At 35.3% G+C, this 16,481-nt stretch carries 16 protein-coding genes and 6 tRNA genes; 11 read left to right on the forward strand and 11 right to left on the reverse strand.

Annotated elements, in window-relative coordinates; all coding sequences use genetic code 11:
* Nucleotides 1-4: 4 nt before the first annotated feature.
* Complete coding sequence (locus QZV03_RS00495) at nt 5-547, reverse strand: nucleotide exchange factor GrpE (protein WP_296873757.1); 543 nt, start codon at nt 545-547, stop codon at nt 5-7.
* A 245-nt stretch (nt 548-792) separates the two neighbouring features.
* Between QZV03_RS00495 and QZV03_RS00500 the strand changes: the two genes are divergently transcribed.
* Nucleotides 793-1,368: an ArsR family transcriptional regulator gene (locus tag QZV03_RS00500; protein WP_296873758.1), complete on the forward strand. Its 576-nt coding sequence runs from the start codon at nt 793-795 to the stop codon at nt 1,366-1,368.
* A gap of 103 nt (nt 1,369-1,471) precedes the next feature.
* Here QZV03_RS00500 and QZV03_RS00505 read toward each other — a convergent pair whose 3' ends face one another.
* Both QZV03_RS00505 and hypF read right to left on the reverse strand, forming a co-directional pair.
* Nucleotides 1,472-2,365 (reverse strand): phosphatase PAP2 family protein, encoded by an 894-nt coding sequence (locus QZV03_RS00505; RefSeq protein ID WP_296873759.1) that lies wholly within the window; start codon nt 2,363-2,365, stop codon nt 1,472-1,474.
* 56 nt (nt 2,366-2,421) lie between these two features.
* Nucleotides 2,422-4,662: a carbamoyltransferase HypF gene (gene hypF, locus QZV03_RS00510; RefSeq protein ID WP_296873760.1), complete on the reverse strand. Its 2,241-nt coding sequence runs from the start codon at nt 4,660-4,662 to the stop codon at nt 2,422-2,424.
* 55 nt (nt 4,663-4,717) lie between these two features.
* On the opposite strand from hypF, the gene larB reads away from it, so the two are divergent.
* Together larB and QZV03_RS00520 are read left to right on the forward strand one after the other, a co-directional pair.
* Complete coding sequence (larB, locus tag QZV03_RS00515; protein WP_296873761.1) at nt 4,718-5,479, forward strand: nickel pincer cofactor biosynthesis protein LarB; 762 nt, start codon at nt 4,718-4,720, stop codon at nt 5,477-5,479.
* Nucleotides 5,480-6,043, forward strand: a complete 564-nt coding sequence (locus QZV03_RS00520) for a GNAT family N-acetyltransferase (protein ID WP_296873762.1) — start codon at nt 5,480-5,482, stop codon at nt 6,041-6,043.
* Here the strand turns inward: QZV03_RS00520 and QZV03_RS00525 are convergent.
* From QZV03_RS00525 to QZV03_RS00560, 8 genes are all read right to left on the reverse strand, one after another.
* Complete coding sequence (locus tag QZV03_RS00525; protein ID WP_296873763.1) at nt 6,026-8,581, reverse strand: CDP-glycerol:glycerophosphate glycerophosphotransferase; 2,556 nt, start codon at nt 8,579-8,581, stop codon at nt 6,026-6,028. The two genes, QZV03_RS00520 and QZV03_RS00525, sit on opposite strands and share 18 nt — an antisense overlap.
* Before the next feature lie 7 nt (nt 8,582-8,588).
* Nucleotides 8,589-9,107, reverse strand: coding sequence for a hypothetical protein (locus QZV03_RS00530; RefSeq protein WP_296873764.1), 519 nt, complete (start codon nt 9,105-9,107; stop codon nt 8,589-8,591).
* An 8-nt stretch (nt 9,108-9,115) separates the two neighbouring features.
* Nucleotides 9,116-9,934, reverse strand: coding sequence for an ABC transporter ATP-binding protein (locus QZV03_RS00535; RefSeq protein WP_296873765.1), 819 nt, complete (start codon nt 9,932-9,934; stop codon nt 9,116-9,118).
* 12 nt (nt 9,935-9,946) lie between these two features.
* Nucleotides 9,947-10,714, reverse strand: coding sequence for an ABC transporter permease (locus tag QZV03_RS00540; protein ID WP_296873766.1), 768 nt, complete (start codon nt 10,712-10,714; stop codon nt 9,947-9,949).
* Nucleotides 10,715-10,776: 62 nt separating this feature from the next.
* Nucleotides 10,777-11,067, reverse strand: coding sequence for a phosphoribosyl-ATP diphosphatase (gene hisE / locus QZV03_RS00545; protein ID WP_296873775.1), 291 nt, complete (start codon nt 11,065-11,067; stop codon nt 10,777-10,779).
* A 2-nt stretch (nt 11,068-11,069) separates the two neighbouring features.
* Nucleotides 11,070-11,873 carry a CBS domain-containing protein gene (locus QZV03_RS00550; protein ID WP_296873767.1) on the reverse strand — a complete coding sequence of 268 codons (804 nt, stop codon included), beginning with the start codon at nt 11,871-11,873 and terminating at the stop codon, nt 11,070-11,072.
* Nucleotides 11,874-11,884: 11 nt separating this feature from the next.
* The gene (gene gatB / locus QZV03_RS00555; RefSeq protein WP_296873768.1) at nt 11,885-13,237 is read right to left on the reverse strand and encodes an Asp-tRNA(Asn)/Glu-tRNA(Gln) amidotransferase subunit GatB; all 1,353 of its coding nucleotides are present in this window, start codon (nt 13,235-13,237) and stop codon (nt 11,885-11,887) included.
* A gap of 208 nt (nt 13,238-13,445) precedes the next feature.
* Complete coding sequence (locus tag QZV03_RS00560; protein WP_296873769.1) at nt 13,446-14,426, reverse strand: radical SAM protein; 981 nt, start codon at nt 14,424-14,426, stop codon at nt 13,446-13,448.
* Nucleotides 14,427-14,617: 191 nt separating this feature from the next.
* On the opposite strand from QZV03_RS00560, the gene QZV03_RS00565 reads away from it, so the two are divergent.
* From QZV03_RS00565 to QZV03_RS00600, 8 genes are all read left to right on the forward strand, one after another.
* Nucleotides 14,618-14,690 (forward strand) — tRNA-Asn (locus QZV03_RS00565).
* Between the two features lie 5 nt (nt 14,691-14,695).
* A tRNA-Ile gene (locus QZV03_RS00570) sits at nt 14,696-14,769 on the forward strand.
* Nucleotides 14,770-14,792: 23 nt separating this feature from the next.
* Nucleotides 14,793-14,867, forward strand: a tRNA-Glu gene (locus QZV03_RS00575).
* Nucleotides 14,868-14,922: 55 nt separating this feature from the next.
* Nucleotides 14,923-15,005: transfer RNA gene (locus QZV03_RS00580), tRNA-Leu, on the forward strand.
* A 35-nt stretch (nt 15,006-15,040) separates the two neighbouring features.
* Nucleotides 15,041-15,116 (forward strand) — tRNA-His (locus tag QZV03_RS00585).
* Between the two features lie 140 nt (nt 15,117-15,256).
* On the forward strand, nt 15,257-15,667 hold the full coding sequence (gene hjc / locus QZV03_RS00590) for a Holliday junction resolvase Hjc (protein ID WP_296873770.1): 411 nt from the start codon (nt 15,257-15,259) through the stop codon (nt 15,665-15,667).
* 51 nt (nt 15,668-15,718) lie between these two features.
* Nucleotides 15,719-15,867, forward strand: a tRNA-Trp gene (locus QZV03_RS00595).
* A gap of 356 nt (nt 15,868-16,223) precedes the next feature.
* Nucleotides 16,224-16,481 (forward strand): helix-turn-helix domain-containing protein (locus tag QZV03_RS00600; protein WP_296873771.1); only part of this gene is annotated, 258 nt, incomplete at its 3' end.

A 16,481-nucleotide genomic window follows, 5' to 3' on the forward strand; every position in this document is an offset into this window, starting at 1 on the left:
AACATTATTTTTTACAAACTATAACTTTTGAATATTTAAGAACTTTGTCTTTGTACATGTAGCCTTTCATGAGCTCTTCAATGATGTATCCGTTTTCAACATCATCGGATTCCTGAACCATGAGTGCTTCATGTTTGTTCAAGTCAAATTTTTCACCTTTTGCGGGAATTTCACTTACTCCTTCTTTTGTAAGTACGTCAGTAAATTTATTGTAGATCAATTCAATACCATTTCTTAAATCTTCATCGTTTTCAGTTTCTAAAGCTCTGCCGAAGTCTTCATAGCAGTCAAGGAATTCTTTTATCACGTTTTCGTTTGCGAATTTGACAAGGTCCTTGTTTCTTTTATCAGTTATTTTTTTGAAGTTTTCGAAATCCGCTTGAAGTCTTTGTGATAGTGAAATGTATTCTTGGGTTTCGTTTTGTGATTTTTCAAGATCTTTTTGAAGCTGTTCTATCTCTTGATTTTTTTCTTCGAGAAGTTCTTCAAAATTTACGTCTAAATCTTGGGTTTCAACTTCAGTTTCACTTTTATTTTCATCAGTCATAGTTACACCTTTTTTAGGTTTTTTGAAAAACTTTTGTAATAACTCTAACCCGAGAAGATTTAATTTTAGTTCTTTAACATTGGTTTTTGGGAATTTATGGACATATAGGAAAATGGTTCATCATTCAAGAGTTATTACTTCAAGTTTTTCTGAACCAAATATTAAAGTAACCAAAAGTTATCTTTCTCTTACATTATTATAGTAACAAAAAGTTATATAAAGGTTTCGATACATAATCTATAAACATGACTAATGCAAACGACATTGAGAAAAATAAAAATGCTCGCAGAAATGTCACAGAACCTACAGGTCATATAGAAATTCGTGGAAACTATAATGACGCTGCGGATGACATTGATGTGGAAGATATCCTTGATGTAATGGGTTGTAAAACTAGAAGAGACATTATAAATCTTTTAAGGGAAGAACCTATGTTTGTTAGTGAAATCTCCAATGAACTCGACATTGGTCAAAAAGCTATTATTGCACATTTGCGTGCGATGGAAGATATAGGTATCTTGAACTCCTCTTACAAAAAGATTTTAAGAGGTCGCCCACGTAAATACTATGATTTGCAAAACGAAGTTAACATCCACATTACTATCAACAGAAACAACTTCGATGTGCAATTTACAGACGACATACTCAATACTTTACAACTGCCATCTGGAGATGAATGGTCCAAGCTATTGGACATAGAAAAAAGAATTGATGACGGTCAGCTCGAGGCAATCGACGAGCTGAAAAATCAAATCAGATTATACGGTAATCTCTTGGATAGAGCTGAATACATCCTTGAGAGAACCATGAAAAATAGATAATTATTGTTTGAATTTAATTTCAAACTCTTTTTTTACTTTTTTTATAATGCTTTTTGTGAATTTAATCAATAATCAGAAAAAATAAAGTTGATTGAGGGATTTATTAAGCATCCCTGTCAATCTTATTAAAAGCTAACGGATATATTGCAAGTATTATGAATGTAAATAAGGAATACTTGATGCAGTCCATCAAATCGGTTTTTCCTGCAAGTTTAGGAATCAGTACAAAAAGCAATGCAAACAATACGAGCGCTCCAACAAATCTTACAATTGCGTCCCGTCTGCTTTTAGGATTTTCAAAGTTGACGTATTTTTCCTCAAAAAGAAAACCTAGTGAGATTCCTATTATCAGTGCCACATATTTTATATAGCTCATATCTGGACAGAATACGATTCCCACCAAAGACAGTGCGATAATGCCCAAATAGAGATATGTTCTGTTTTCAATAGCATCATAAATACGGGATAATATTAAGATTATCACCAATGCAATGACGAAACCTGCTATGGTGTCTGTCGGAAAGTGGACGCCTAGCCCTACCCTTGAAAGCGCAACGATGAAAACTCCAATCAATCCGATAGCGGCATATGAGTATTTTTTGAGATATATTGGAATGGCCAAAAACAAGTTGGTTGCCATCATGCTGTGTCCACTTGGAAGTGAATATCCCTGGATTTTTAAGTTTAGAGGGTTTTGATCTGGAACATTGGCATGAATGCACTTGATTTTGTCCACAACTGCATATGGCCTTAAACGTGCAACTGTCACCTTGATAAATTCGCAGCACACACCGGCCACACCCAGTGAAAGCAATGTGAATCTACCCCAATCTTTGTTGTATACCAAATAGACTGAAATGAATATAAACGCAAGGACATTTTTGTTGATGACGTCAGCTATGACTTTAAAGAGTCCCATTACTAAATCGGGAAATGTGCTTTGTATAAATAGTATCAGACTAACTTCCCACGGAAAATAAAACACTGTTTCTAACATAATGTTAAATATATTTTCAATTCAATAAAAAGATTGCTAAAAAGGAGTTTCAAAATTTAAATCTTTTTTGCAACAATGCTCTGGCCAAGGGAAACTGACCCGTCACCTGCACATGTATTCAAGTGCTGAATGAAGTTGTATCCGTTGTTTTTAACATAATCCTTGACGGTTTCGGTTATTGCCTCATTGTAGAAGACTCCTCCGGTTGCTCCGATATCCATTATGTTTTTCTTATCTGCAGCCCGAATCGCAAGTTCGCTCAATCCTTTTGCAACTGCAGCCTGTCCTGCAGCGGCAACATCCGCCTTTTTCGCGCCGTTCTGGTATAGCCTTACAACTTCTCGAAGGATTTCTGTTGTGTTCAACTGGTCATTTTCTATTATCACCGGAATTTCCAGTTCTTCGGTTGAATAATATGCGCATGACTCAAGCTTCATGGAACACTCGCCTTCATATGTCCTCTCATGGCATATCTCCAATGCAACGGCCATTGAATCAAGAACCCTTCCGGTACTTGTGGAAACGCCGACATTGATTCCGGCATCAATCTGCTTTTTGATGTTTTTGATTTCAATCTCGCCATATTTGAAATAATCAATGTAATTCTTAATCAATTCGTCATCGTTAAGGATGCTTGTAAGCATTCTTACCGGATACCTTGTTGCCATATCTCCGCCGGGCATCATTTGAGGCTCAAGATGTCCCATCCTTTCAAAGTCATTAATATTTGTATAAAGGATTTCTCCTCCCCAGCTTGTGCCGTCACTGCCGTAACCCACACCATCTGCGGCAATGCTTATCATCTCATCGATTCCATGGTCGTTTGCAAGTGCAACGCTGTGTGCATGGTGGTGCTGAACCGGAAGCACTTCTGCAGAGTATTTTTCCGCCAGCTCATGGGCCAGGCGTGTGGTAAAGAAATGCGGGTGCATGTCACATGCAATCACGTCAAACTCATTGATTTTTGTAATCCTTTCCATGTTTTCAATTGCATTTCTCAAAAACATCAGTGTTTTGGGCTTGTTGGTATTTCCTATATGCTGTGAAGGATATGCCCTGTCTCCTTTTGCTATTGAAAATGTCACATCAAGTTCCGGACCCAATGCCAACACGTTCAGGTCATTTACCTCATAGTTTATTGTGTACGGCTCAGGGGTGTATCCACGTGAACGCCTGATAAATGACAGTTCATTGTTTCTGAATCTGATTACAGAATCGTCGCAGCGATTCAATATCCTACGGTTGTGAACAAGTGAATAGTCATTGACTCCATTGATGATTTCCTCGTTTTCTATCATCATAGGTTCTCCCGGAATATTGGCTGAAGTCATTACGTAAGTGTCAATGTCTCCCTCATCAAACAGCAGGTAGTGCATTGGTGAGTATGGAAGCATCACTCCAATGTTGTGCAGTCCCGGTGAGAGGCTTTCAGGGAAATTATAACCTTCATTCTTCTTTAAGATGACAATTGGCCTTTTGTTGGAGGTTATTGTTTGGATTTCCCTTTCCGTTAACTGTGCATAATTTTTAAGGCTTTCAAGATCCTTGCACATTACAGCAAATGCCTGATTCGGACGGTTCAGTCTTTTCCTAAGTTCCTTTATTGCATCGTCATTGTATGCATCAACTACAAGATGTGTTCCTCCGATTCCCTTTATTGCCAAAATTTTTCCTTCTTTTAAGATTTCAGCACCCTTTCTAATCGGATTGGAAACATCCATTTCTTCCAGACCCTTGTAGATGCTCATTTGTGGTCCGCAGTCGCTGCAGCATATCGCCTCACCATGATAACGTCTGTCAAGAGGCTGTTTGTATTCGACAAGACAGTCGTCACACAGTGGGAAATCCTCCATTGAGGTCCTAACACGGTCGTACGGAACACTTTCAATCACTGTAAATCTTGGTCCGCAGTCGGTGCATGCATTGAATGCGTACTTGTAGCGTCTGTCATTCGGATCTCTAATTTCCGCCAGGCATTTGTCACATATTGCAATGTCGGGTGGAATTACGCTAACTCCTGAATATGTGTCTCCACTTTCGATGATTTCAAAATCAGTATAATTTTCAGGTTCTGTTTCTGTGGTTTCCATTGAATCTATTTTGGCTATTGGGGGCAATTCCGCAGGAAGTCTTTTTACAAACTCTTCAGTGTTTTCCCCTTCAATTATTATTTCCACCACATTTCCAAGGTTTCTTACATGTCCTTTCAAATCCAGTTCACTTGCCAACCTGTATACGTATGGCCTGAATCCCACTCCCTGGACGATACCTTGTGTTAAAATCTTTAATGCCTTCATTAAATTATAATATTGTAAGTCAAATTTTATATAATTTTATCCTATATATTATATTATGAAAGATATTCTTGAAAGATTGGTACGTGGGGAAGTAAATATAGATGAAGCTGAAAAACTCCTGAAGGCTGAAAACATTCTGGAGTTTGATGACATTGCCAAGTTTGACATTAAAAGAACCGATAGGACAGGTTTTCCGGAGGCAATATTTTCTCCAAGCAAGGATTATGAAGATCTGATTACAATTATCAAAAATTATCTTGAAAACAGCGATGAAGATTTGATTATAACCAAATTATCCAATGAAAGATACGAAAGGATTTTAAAAGATTTGGGTGAAAACCCCTATATTGTTGAATATAACAAGAGGGCACAGATTCTAATCATCAGAAAGAAAATCACTAAAAGACAACCGAAAGCCAAAATAGGCATTATAACTGCAGGAACATCAGACATCAATATTGCAGAAGAGGCACGCGTAATCGTTGAGGAAGGAGGGTGCGAAGCCATTACCTCCTATGACATAGGGGTTGCCGGAATCCACAGGCTGTTTCCACAGATTGCACATATGGTAAAGGAGGATGTGAAGGCATTCATCGTATGTGCGGGAATGGAAGGGGCGCTCCCGTCCGTTGTGGCCGGATTGGTGGATGTTCCGGTCATTGGAGTTCCGACATCCGTAGGATATGGTGTCGGTGAAGGCGGAAGGGTGGCACTTGATGCTATGCTTCAGTCATGCGCTCCCGGAATAGCGGTAGTAAATATTGACAACGGTTTTGGAGCGGGAGTATTTGCTCTTACGATTGTAAAAAGTGATTAAATGAGATATGAGACTTTCAATCCCAAGATACATGATGTGTCCAAAGTGGCCAGGTTTGTTTATGATGTTGATTTTAGGACATTTGACATGCTTTTCAAATCACCTGACAGTGCTGTTAAGACCATTTCAAAAAGCCTTGAAAATGAGGATTTGGAGACCTTCACTGTAATCTTGGATGACGATGATAACATAATTGGGATGCTTATATATTATATAGACAAGTTTCCGAGACACTTCAACTTCCGGTCACTGAGGCTGTTGATAGTAGATATACTGGATTATTTTGTATTGTGTGATGTTGGACCGGGAGACCTCTATATTGCTGAAATTGCAATAGACTCTTCACTGAGGGGTCAGGGTTTGGGTAAACAGGTTCTTCTTGAAGTCATTGATTATGCCAAAAGCCAAAATCTGAATCGTGTAATCCTGGATGCCGATTTCAGAAATGAAGGTGCAAAAAGATTATATGAAAAAATAGGATTTAGAGAGTTTAATAAAAAAAGACTGAAATTCCTCAGTTTTGAAAGGGGAATGCACAATATGGAATTAGTCCTTAAGAGGTAATTTTTTTATTGCATCATATACTCTTTTACAGTTTTCCTTGTCGTTGTATAGGAAAAATTCATCGATTCTTTTTGAATATTCATCCTTTATCTGACAGTCGTTTTCAATATAATCTATAATCAAGTCCACCAGTTCTTTTTCATCTTTAATCACTTCACCGAAACCCATGGTCTCATAGTCAAAGTAACTGTCGTTTAAATCGAAATGATAGTCATCACTGTAGTGATAGTATAATATAGGTTTATGGAGATATGAAAAGTCGAATGCCACTGATGAATAGTCTGTAATCAGCAATGATCCGTTATTGAAGAGTGGCTGATATTTTATTTTGCTGTCAGCTATTGTTACATAGTCATTTTTGTCAAACAGATCAATGAATTTATAGACGTTAGGGTGAGGCTTGAATATTATCTCATAATCGTGCTGCCTGCAGGCTTCGATTAATTTTTCATTGTTTATCAGTGAATTGAATCTTTTAAAGAATTCACTTTCGGTAATGTAGTTGGCGGATTTTCGGGTAAATTCCCTTCTCCATGAGGGCATTATGATAATCTGCTTTTTATTCTCATTATTTTCCAAGGTATCGTATCTTGGAAGGCCCAGCAACTGCACTACATTTTCATCATAATTGTATGGATGCTTGAAAATGGATTCGTATTCGAGTGGTGCGCTTGTTAAAAAGAATGAAAGATTCATGTTGTATTTATTTAACCATGAGGAGATGTCATCCTTAATTATTCCGTGCTGTAAAAAGACATTGTTTGATTTGTGAAGTCCCGCCAAATGAGGATAACTTCCCCAAAACGGATATATGAGTTCATTGTCCGGTTGGGAGGTCACGATATTTTCAACAAACAGTCCTAAAAATCTATGTTTAATCGATTTAAATCCTAAAACATTGCCGGTTTTTTCCATTTCACTATAATCGGGGCTGTCCTTTTTGATTATGAAATATTTTTTAATGTCCGGATCCTTGTCAACGGCATATCTGAAAAGGTGCATTCCGTTGTCGTCTGCCACTTCAGGACGGTCCATAAAAAACCAGATATGCTTGTTTTTCAAGAATGGATATCCAATCATATACATTATCCTAAATGGAATTCCAACTTTATATCCCTGTTCTTTTTCTTTAAACATATGAATCAATGCTTTGATTTCCTGTTTAATCCATTTCATTGTGGTCTTATGTGTTATATGTATCTTATTGTCCTGTAAAATGCTTAAGTAATCTTTAGTTTTTGCATATCCGACAATCTTTGAAAAGTTACAAGGCCTTGAAAAATCGATGTTTAACGTTTGGTTTTTGTTTTTAAATTCAATTGTGTACTCTTTATTTTTTGACAGGTCTATTTCGAATTCAAAGGAAAAGTTTTCACAGTAAATGTAATCGAGATATCTTTTATCCCTTTGAGGAAACTTGAGTTCTTTCAGGGCAATTTTTTCATTATTGACATATGCCTCAATGTCCACACTATTGAAATCATAAATATCGAATAGCACACGCAATTTGTCTTCAATGATATCATAATTGTCTATAACTATGGTGTCCGGTTGGAATTGAGAAAATATCGGATGGGAATAGGTTCCATATTTTAATAAGAATGCATTGATTTTATCGTATCTGTCGAAAAATTCATAGTTTAGGATAATTTCATCATCAATCTTTTTTATGATATCTTCTAATGACTTTTTAAATTTGATTAATTCCTCACCTTCCAATATCTCTGGGATACTATTGACCTTAAATAACCATGAAATGTCATACATGATTACATTCTGTATGAATTTTGGAATTTGCCCGTATTTCTCTTCACTTTTATCAAATAAGTAATTAAAGTACTTTTCAACCCTTGGAATATAATAATTCTTATCTGATTGAGAATTATCTATAATGGAGCTTTTTTCCCGTCTTTTTCTATAATTGTATCTTCCTTCGCAACACAATCCCAAATTCGGGTTATTAATCAGTATTTCATTTACAAACACCACATCCTCAGATGTAACTATGTTTGGAAATTTAATACCGTTTGCTGCACTTTTTTTGACAAAGCTTGACGGTGCGGACAATTGGTAATATTGAGGATTTTCTATAAGGTTTACAGTTTTGCTTTCATCAAATTTCTTGTTTAGATAGTGAGGGCCCTGCCTGTCTTCAAAGAAAAATATGGGTATTGACACTATATCTGTTTCTTCATGTGTGTCAAAGAAATTTAATACATTTTTAAAGGTAGTTTTTGAGAAATAATCGTCACTGTCTAGGAAATTTACATATTTTCCGTTTGCATTATCTAAACCGATGTTTCTGGAAATTGCAGGTCCTAGATTTTCATCATTGCGGATATATTTGAAATTATCTGGAAATTTATCAATAAACTTTTTACAGACGCTTTTTGTATTGTCTAGGCTGTTGTCATCAACAATAATAACTTCAATATTCTCTTCAAATCCAATATCTTGAAAAATTAATGAATTTAAACATTCTTCAATCCATTTTTCAGAATTATACGCTGCAATAATCACTGAAAAATTAATTTGCATTTAATGATTACTCCTGTGACTTTTTATAATCCGGTTTAATTGTGGTAACTAATAGCTTTAGATTTTCGTTAATTTCATCAATGCTATGGAATTTAGAACAGTTGAATATGAATGTATGGTTATGTGAATACAGATATGAAGTTGATAAATATCCGGAATGAGGATTAGAACTGTTTTGATAATAAACTACATAATATTTGTACTTATTAGTTGTATTGGTTGAATTCTGCAGGATTTTAATGTCATCTTCATGGGATAATTCTTTCACTTTATCATTAAAACTTTTCCCTGCGACATCTGTTTTACCTAAATCTTCAATGTATATCTTTTCAACACCTTCTCTTTTTGTCAATTCAGTACTGTATGACCCAGAATCTGTAACTGAAAATTCTGGTGGTAAGACAGCAGTAGATTTGTGTATATCTATTATTGCATTACCAACGGTGTTTGAAGAAGATACGACTGCATATCCGCATATTATTGCAATAATTATTATGATTAATATTAATATCCATCGTTTATCCATGTTATGACCTATTTTTGACTTGATTCGGCACTTTTGATATAAGCGTCACATACTTCATTAGCTTCTCCTTCCATTATAAGATGTCCATCTTCAATCCAAATGCATTTGTCGCAAATGTCACGAATCTGACCGATAGAATGTGAAACAAGAAGTACGGTGACTCCATCCTGCATCATTGATCTGATTTTTTCTGAACTTTTTTTTCTGAATTTAATGTCTCCTACGGATAAGATCTCATCAATGATTAGTATATCCGGCTCCACTAATGTAGCAATAGAAAAACCTAATTTGGCACGCATTCCTGATGAATAATTTTTAACTGGATAGTTAATGTACTCTCCAAGTTCGGAGAATTCTATAATCTCATCATATTTGCTGTTAATGAATTTTTCATCCATACTTAAGAAAGCGCCATTTAAATAAATATTGTTTTTTCCAGTGTAATTTTTATCAAAACCGGCACCTAATTCAAGTAATGGTGCAACCTTGCCGTTAATTGTGATTTTACCATAAGTAGGTTCATAAATTCCCGCTAAAATTTTTAAAAGAGTACTTTTTCCGGCACCATTAAATCCTAGAATGCCTACTCTGTCCCCTTTATAAATATTAAATGTGATGTCATCCAGGACTCTAATCTTCTTTTTGTCATTTTTATTGTTTTTTAGAGTTCTAATGACATATTCTTTGAGTGTATCAATTTTATCCTTTGTAATTTTAAATTCCATGGTCAAATGTTCGACTTTGATGGCAATTTCATTATCATTATCGAGCATTTGCCTTTTTGAATTTTTATTAAATAAATTTGAAATGATGTCTTTAAAACCCATAGTAAAACCTAACTATATTTCTAATGCTAATTTTTTCTCATATATGCTGAATAATAAAATTCCAATTCCTAATACTGCAAATGCGAATACCGCAAGGTATGCAAGGGTCCATAAGTCCGGAAATACTCCATATACGACCGCTTCTCTAAAGCAGGTAATTGCTGAATATAGAGGGTTTAATGTGAATATGATTTGAACTCTTGCCGGAACGATTTCTATAGGGTAGAATAATGCGGAAGCATACATTAAAATCAATGCAAATACATTGTACAAATGACCAATATCTGAAAAATATGTATTGCATACAGCTAAAATCAGACCAACTCCGAATATCAGTATTACCAATAAAGCTAATGGAATTATTGCGAAAATTGATGTAATGTGGAATGAAGCTCCAGTTATCAGCATAACTCCAAATAATATCACAAAGGATATAAGGAAGTTAATAAATTCATAGCAAACCTTACTTACTGTAAACATGTATTTGGGTACATAAATTTTTTTCAATAGGTTTGCATTTGATCTGATTGATTGCATTGCACCTTTTGTTGCGGAGTTATAAAAATCGTAAATTACTCTTCCTGAAAGGAAATAAACGGGATAATTTTCAATTTGACGACCAAATAACATGGAAAAAATTGCTGTAAATACTAACATTATAAAAAGAGGATTTAAAAAACTCCATAGAATTCCTAAAACGGAATCCTTATATTTTGAAGTCAAATCTCTTTTAACGAGTTGTTTTAATAAAAATTTTTTTTCAGATAATGTGTCAAACATTGTTTTACCATTAATTCAATTGAATAACATTAATTTATTATTAAATATTAATATAATTTTTTCTATTTGTGCCTTCTTGCGAATTCATCGAAGACTTCATCAAGTTCTATGCCTTTATAAGCAAGAAGCAATAGTGTATGGAATATTAAATCAACAGATTCATATACAAGATTTTCATCATTTTTTGAAGCGATAATAACTTCTCCTGCTTCTTCAGCTACTTTTTCAAGTATTTTATCTTCAGCTTTTTTGTCACTGTCTTGCATGATGTTGGAAGTGTATGAATCGATGGGGTTATCCCTTCTAGATTCCAATACTTCATAAACTTCTCTTATAATCTTATCCTTCTCCATCATTAATCACCTTTTGATTCTTGGTCTTGAAGGCTTTCAGTAAGTGCAATTAATGGATGTTTATCATCATCGATTATTTCAATGTCATCAAAAGTTTTTATTCCTGCCTTGTCCGCAGTTTTTTCCATACCTAACTTTATGTCCTGACCTAAATCAACAACATATGAGTCCACGGTTTCATATCCTCTTTGTGCTGAGGCCACCGCTCTGTGATGTCCGTCAACTAGAATCCATCTGTCACCGGTTTTAACCACAATTGCAGGTTCTGCCAGTCCCTTTTCAAGTTCATAGGCTCTTCCTTCAAGTTCATCAGCATATACCCTGTCCTGTGTAGGTCTTAATTTTTTTGTTTCAACCGGCATGTGTTTTAAAGTAGTTTTGATGCCGTATAACTGTTCCATAGTATTTTTAAAGTATTCTACCTTGTTTGGAGTTGACCTTTCAATGTGTGATCTGACCATGTCTGTATTTGTGATAATTCCTACAAGGGTTCCGTTAGTATCGACAACAGGCATCCTTGAAATACCTCTTCTAAACATAACTCTTGAAGCGTCATTAATGGATAATTCCTGGTTTGCAACTACAAGTTTTGTACTCATTATTCCTGAAACTGTATCTGCCCATTCTTTAGCTACAATGTCGAACGCAGTCACCATTCCCACTAATTTTCCATTATCAACTACAGGATAACTGTTGTGGTGACTCTCTCTCATTAATTCTATAATCTTATCAGTTTCAGTATCTGGAGAAACGCTAATAACGTTTTTTGTCATGTAATCTTTTACAAAGGATTTCTTTTCAGCCATTAAGGTCACTCCTATTCGATATTTTCTCTTAATAGCTTAACGGTTTCTCCAGGATCAGCTTTTCCACGGGTTAATCTCATTACTTGACCAACTAAGAAATTAAGTGAAGCTTTTTGTCCATCTAAATAATCTTGTACAGCCTTTGGATTTTCATCAATTGCCTGTTTAACTGCTGCAAGCACTTCATCATCTTTTACAACACCAAGTAAACCTAATTCCTCTGCAATTTCTTTTGGAGATTTTTCGTTATTAGGCATTTGTTCGATGATTTTATGAGCTGCTTTAGCGGTAATCTCTTTGTTTTGCATCATACTTAAGAATTCAATCAGATCTTTAGAGGTAATTCCACTGTCTGAAAAGTCTAATTTATTATATGATAAAACACGTTTAAGTTCATCTCTCATTACTTTGGCTGCAAATTTGGAATCCACCTCTTTTACAACTTCTTCATATGCAATTGCCAAATCAAGTTCTGAGGTTAATACCTTAGCGGATTCTTCATCAATATCATAATCTTCAACAAATCTTTTCACTTTGTTGTGTGGTGCTTCAGGCATTGTGTCGAGGATTCTTTGAATTGTTTCATCGGAAATTTTCATTGGTGGCAAGTCAGGATCTGTAATGAATCTGTAGTCATCAGCATCCTCTTTCATCCTCATACCTACGGTAATCATTTGAGATTCGAGGTAAGCACGAGTTTCCTGTTTGACTTCCACTCCTCTTTTCATAAGGTTTTTTTGTCTTACAAGTTCAAATTTCAATGCTTTGTATGCACCTTTGATGGAGTTAACGTTTTTCATTTCCACCCTGTTTCCTCCATTGATGGAAATGTTTACGTCTGCCCTCATGGTACCTTCACCACGTGCTCCTCCACTGTATTGTAAAACACGTATTAATTCTTTTAAGAAGTTTCTTGCTTCTTCTGGAGATTTTATATCCGGTTCTGTAACGATTTCAACCAATGGGATTCCAGAACGGTTGAAGTTCACGGTACCTCTGTCAGGTTTGAATTGTCCAGGATCTTCTTCAGCGTGAATTTCACGAATTCTAATTCCGTTTAATTCTCCGTTGATTCCAATTGGAACGGAAGTTCTCTGATAACCTGAAGGCAAGTCAGGGTAATCGTAATGTTTTCTCATGAAATAAATAACATCTTGGTCTATTTCACAGTTGAGCATTAAAGCAATCATCAATGCATTTTCCAACGCTTTTTCATTTGTTGGATGTGGTTTTGCACCCGGTTGATTAAGACAAACTGGGCAAATGTTTGAGTTAATAGGTGCGTCCTGATAATTTGTAGGACAATCACAGAATAATTTTGATTCGGTTTCTAATTGTACGTGGATTTCAAGTCCACACATCATATCGACATCGTCACTAATAATAATTCCTCCATTTTAGGATAATTTTTTATATTATCATTATATTTGTTTATTTCAATTTATAAATATATGTTAAAATTTGGGTTTTTAGGTGTTTTTTGAAAAATAAAGAATTAGTTTTCAAATTCATCAATTAGTTTTGTGATCGGGTTCCTCAGTATTTGTGCCTGAAAATAATTAATAATTTTTTTCAGTATTTATTTTTCAGGGATTCCTTAACATACCTTTTGATGAATTTATCCAAATCCGGCGAAACTTCACTTTTTTCCGGACCTAATTGGGATTTGTCAGTGAATGTTCCCTTAAGTTCACGTCCTGCCCATTTGACCTCTTCCTCAACTCGTTTCCCGTATTTGGTTCCAAACATTTTAAATAATGGGAATTTGGTTATTCCGTTAGCTCCACTCAAGATCAATATTCCGATATTTGCCAGATTGTCAATCCAGGTTCCGCAGATTATTTCTATTTCCGGAAAGGCCAGCCTTACCTGTGAGACGACCTGCGCATAGTAAAGTGAAGCAGGCTGGGAAGAGTTTGCATAGATTGTTTCCTTGTGCGGATTTAGGGAGTAAAATATCACTCTATCTATTTTATGCTCTTTGATGTAATCTATCAGGTAGTTAACATCTTCCAATGTTTCTCCAAGACCCAAAATTATAGTTATTGCCTTTTTAAATCCTAAATCTCCCGCCACATCCATCATGTTGCTTATGTCTTCAAGTTTTTTTGATGGACAAACTCTTTTGTGGATATCGGGATTTGCAACTTCGACCGCACCGGTGATCCCCTTGATTTCTGAACCGAATTCCTCCAGTTCATCAGTAATTCCGGTATTCAACCATACTCCGTCGCCGGTAATGTCCTTTATTGTTGTTGCAATCTCTTTTATTTCCTGTGTGGTGAATGATTCATAGCCTCCGGACAGGAATTCAATATTCCAGTCCAGACGGCTGCACATTTCAGCTTCGGCATAGATGTTGTAGATGTTTCTTCTTGCCTTTTTAGGGTCTTTAATTTTATTTTTTTGTGTTGACATGTAGCAGAATGCACAGTCTCCCTTGTCACACCACCAGGATAGAAATACAGCCCTTTCAAGGGTTATCAGATTGCCATGATTTTTTAAAGTAATGTCATTGGCTTTTTTTATTAGGTCGAATATGTTTGAATCCATGAGTTTATATATTGTTCTTAAAGTTTATATAGTAGGTAGACTAATTTATTTATGTTGATGGTTTTTTCAATGAAATTTTTGGAAATACCAAAACCTTTATATAGTAGGTAATCACATACAATTAATTACTGTTTAAAGTCTTTTGATTTTTATCATGGGTTTTATTTGGTTAAGTTGGATGGGTGTCTCATGCCATCGTAGCTCAGTAGGTAGAGCGTTCGGCTGTTAACCGATTGGTCACAGGTTCGAGCCCTGTCGATGGCGCTTTTGGGCCCATAGCTTAGCCAGGTAGAGCGTCCGGCTCATAACCGGAAGGTCATGGGTTCGAACCCCATTGGGCCCATGTTAATTAAAATGTATGTATTTGCTCCGGTGGTGTAGTCCGGCCAATCATTTCGGCCTTTCGAGCCGAAGACTCGGGTTCGAATCCCGGCCGGAGCATTCAAAAAAACTTGTTAAGATTTTTTATGGTTTCTTGTATCCTTACTTTTTATAAGCGGGGGTGCCCGAGAGGCCAAAGGGGACAGGTTTAGGACCTGTTGACGCAGGTCTTCCAGGGTTCGAATCCCTGCTCCCGCACTTTAACAATTTTTTTTATTTAATATTTTATAAATGCCGGGGTAGGGTAGGCGGTCATCCTCCGGGACTGTGGATCCCGGGACTCGGGTTCGAATCTCGGCTCCGGCCCCATTTATATAAACTATTTTTTTTGATTTTAATTTAAAAATTCTATTAATAATTTCAATTGCTATTTTTCTGATATTAGTTTTCAAATGCTCTCTCATTCAATTTATATACCTTTAAATTTAGATTATTATTTGAGTGTTAATATGGCAAAAAAAGGTTCTGCTGAAGAAAGGGATTTGGTACATAAACTGTGGGATAGGAATTTTGCAGCCATGAGGGCTCCGGCATCAGGAGGAGCTACTAAAAGGCCTTTACCAGATGTTTTAGCTGGAAATGGTAAATTTTATCTTGCTATTGAAGTTAAAACCACCACAAAGGATAAGATTTATATTGAGGAAGAACAGATCACTGCACTTTGTGAATTTTCAAAAATATTCGGTGCAAAACCATATATTGGAGTTAGGTTCAAATACACCAAATGGCTATTTTTAGAACCAAAGGATACTCCTAGAACTAGAAACGGAAATTATCGTGTAGAAAAGGATTATGCACTAGAAAAAGGTTTTGAAATTGATGAAATTGCAGGTATTGACAAGCAAATGAAATTTGAATAATTGCAAATGTTTATATATTATTAGGCTCATATCTATTATTGTATGTTATGTGGGGTTATGGTGTAACCTGGCAGCATCGGGGACTCCAGTTGTCTTATGAAGAAATATACGCGTAACTGAACAGTACCTGTTGTGATGAACAATTGGAGTACTGAGGCAAGAGACATCCCCGGATTGGGGTTCAAATCCCTATGACCCCATTTTTATCTTAAAAATGCGAGAATACCTCGACTTCTGTAAGTCGAGGATGAATCGCAAATTGGGTGTACTTTTGTTAATTATCTGATTTAAATCGTTATTTTTTTTAAATAATCTTATTTTATAATAACTGATGTGTATTAATTTTCAGTATAAACTTTTTTCGTGATTGTTTTTATTAGTATAATTATTTTTTTTATATGGAATTTTTTTTGATTATCATTTGCTCTCTTACTGTCTCTTTATATATGTAGGATGTTGTTAATTTAATATTAGTGAGTCTTTAATTTGTGTATGTTTTAGATTAAAGAATCATTAAATTATTTAATTCAAAAAAATAATATATGGTTGATTTTTAATGGTTGAGAGGATTATAGGCATTAAGGTTAGAATTAAACCTACATCGGAACAGATTGAAGAGTTTCATAAGAATTTCGGTTGTGTCAGGAAAGTTTACAATCTAACCTTAAATGAATACAACAAATTATACAAAAAAGATAATAGTATAAAACCTACTTATACTTTTTTAAATAGTTTGATGATGAAATTTAAAAAAGCAATACCTTATTTGGATGCTATGGAGTCTACAAGTTTACAACAGTCTATTAAGGATTTG

This window comes from uncultured Methanobrevibacter sp., assembly GCF_902788255.1.
In the GTDB taxonomy this organism is placed as follows: domain Archaea; phylum Methanobacteriota; class Methanobacteria; order Methanobacteriales; family Methanobacteriaceae; genus Methanocatella.

What these genes read in the sequence shown, in the direction of transcription:
- larB (WP_296873761.1), top strand. Translation starts at nt 4,718, where the DNA reads ATGAAAGATATTCTTGAAAGATTGGTACGTGGGGAAGTAAATATAGAT.
- QZV03_RS00540 (WP_296873766.1), bottom strand. Translation starts at nt 10,714, where the DNA reads ATGTTTGACACATTATCTGAAAAAAAATTTTTATTAAAACAACTCGTT.
- hisE (WP_296873775.1), bottom strand. Translation starts at nt 11,067, where the DNA reads ATGGAGAAGGATAAGATTATAAGAGAAGTTTATGAAGTATTGGAATCT.
- QZV03_RS00560 (WP_296873769.1), bottom strand. Translation starts at nt 14,426, where the DNA reads ATGGATTCAAACATATTCGACCTAATAAAAAAAGCCAATGACATTACT.
- QZV03_RS00530 (WP_296873764.1), bottom strand. Translation starts at nt 9,107, where the DNA reads ATGGATAAACGATGGATATTAATATTAATCATAATAATTATTGCAATA.
- QZV03_RS00550 (WP_296873767.1), bottom strand. Translation starts at nt 11,873, where the DNA reads ATGGCTGAAAAGAAATCCTTTGTAAAAGATTACATGACAAAAAACGTT.
- hjc (WP_296873770.1), top strand. Translation starts at nt 15,257, where the DNA reads ATGGCAAAAAAAGGTTCTGCTGAAGAAAGGGATTTGGTACATAAACTG.
- QZV03_RS00500 (WP_296873758.1), top strand. Translation starts at nt 793, where the DNA reads ATGACTAATGCAAACGACATTGAGAAAAATAAAAATGCTCGCAGAAAT.
- QZV03_RS00525 (WP_296873763.1), bottom strand. Translation starts at nt 8,581, where the DNA reads ATGCAAATTAATTTTTCAGTGATTATTGCAGCGTATAATTCTGAAAAA.
- gatB (WP_296873768.1), bottom strand. Translation starts at nt 13,237, where the DNA reads ATGATGTGTGGACTTGAAATCCACGTACAATTAGAAACCGAATCAAAA.
- QZV03_RS00505 (WP_296873759.1), bottom strand. Translation starts at nt 2,365, where the DNA reads ATGTTAGAAACAGTGTTTTATTTTCCGTGGGAAGTTAGTCTGATACTA.
- QZV03_RS00535 (WP_296873765.1), bottom strand. Translation starts at nt 9,934, where the DNA reads ATGGGTTTTAAAGACATCATTTCAAATTTATTTAATAAAAATTCAAAA.
- QZV03_RS00495 (WP_296873757.1), bottom strand. Translation starts at nt 547, where the DNA reads ATGACTGATGAAAATAAAAGTGAAACTGAAGTTGAAACCCAAGATTTA.
- QZV03_RS00520 (WP_296873762.1), top strand. Translation starts at nt 5,480, where the DNA reads ATGAGATATGAGACTTTCAATCCCAAGATACATGATGTGTCCAAAGTG.
- hypF (WP_296873760.1), bottom strand. Translation starts at nt 4,662, where the DNA reads ATGAAGGCATTAAAGATTTTAACACAAGGTATCGTCCAGGGAGTGGGA.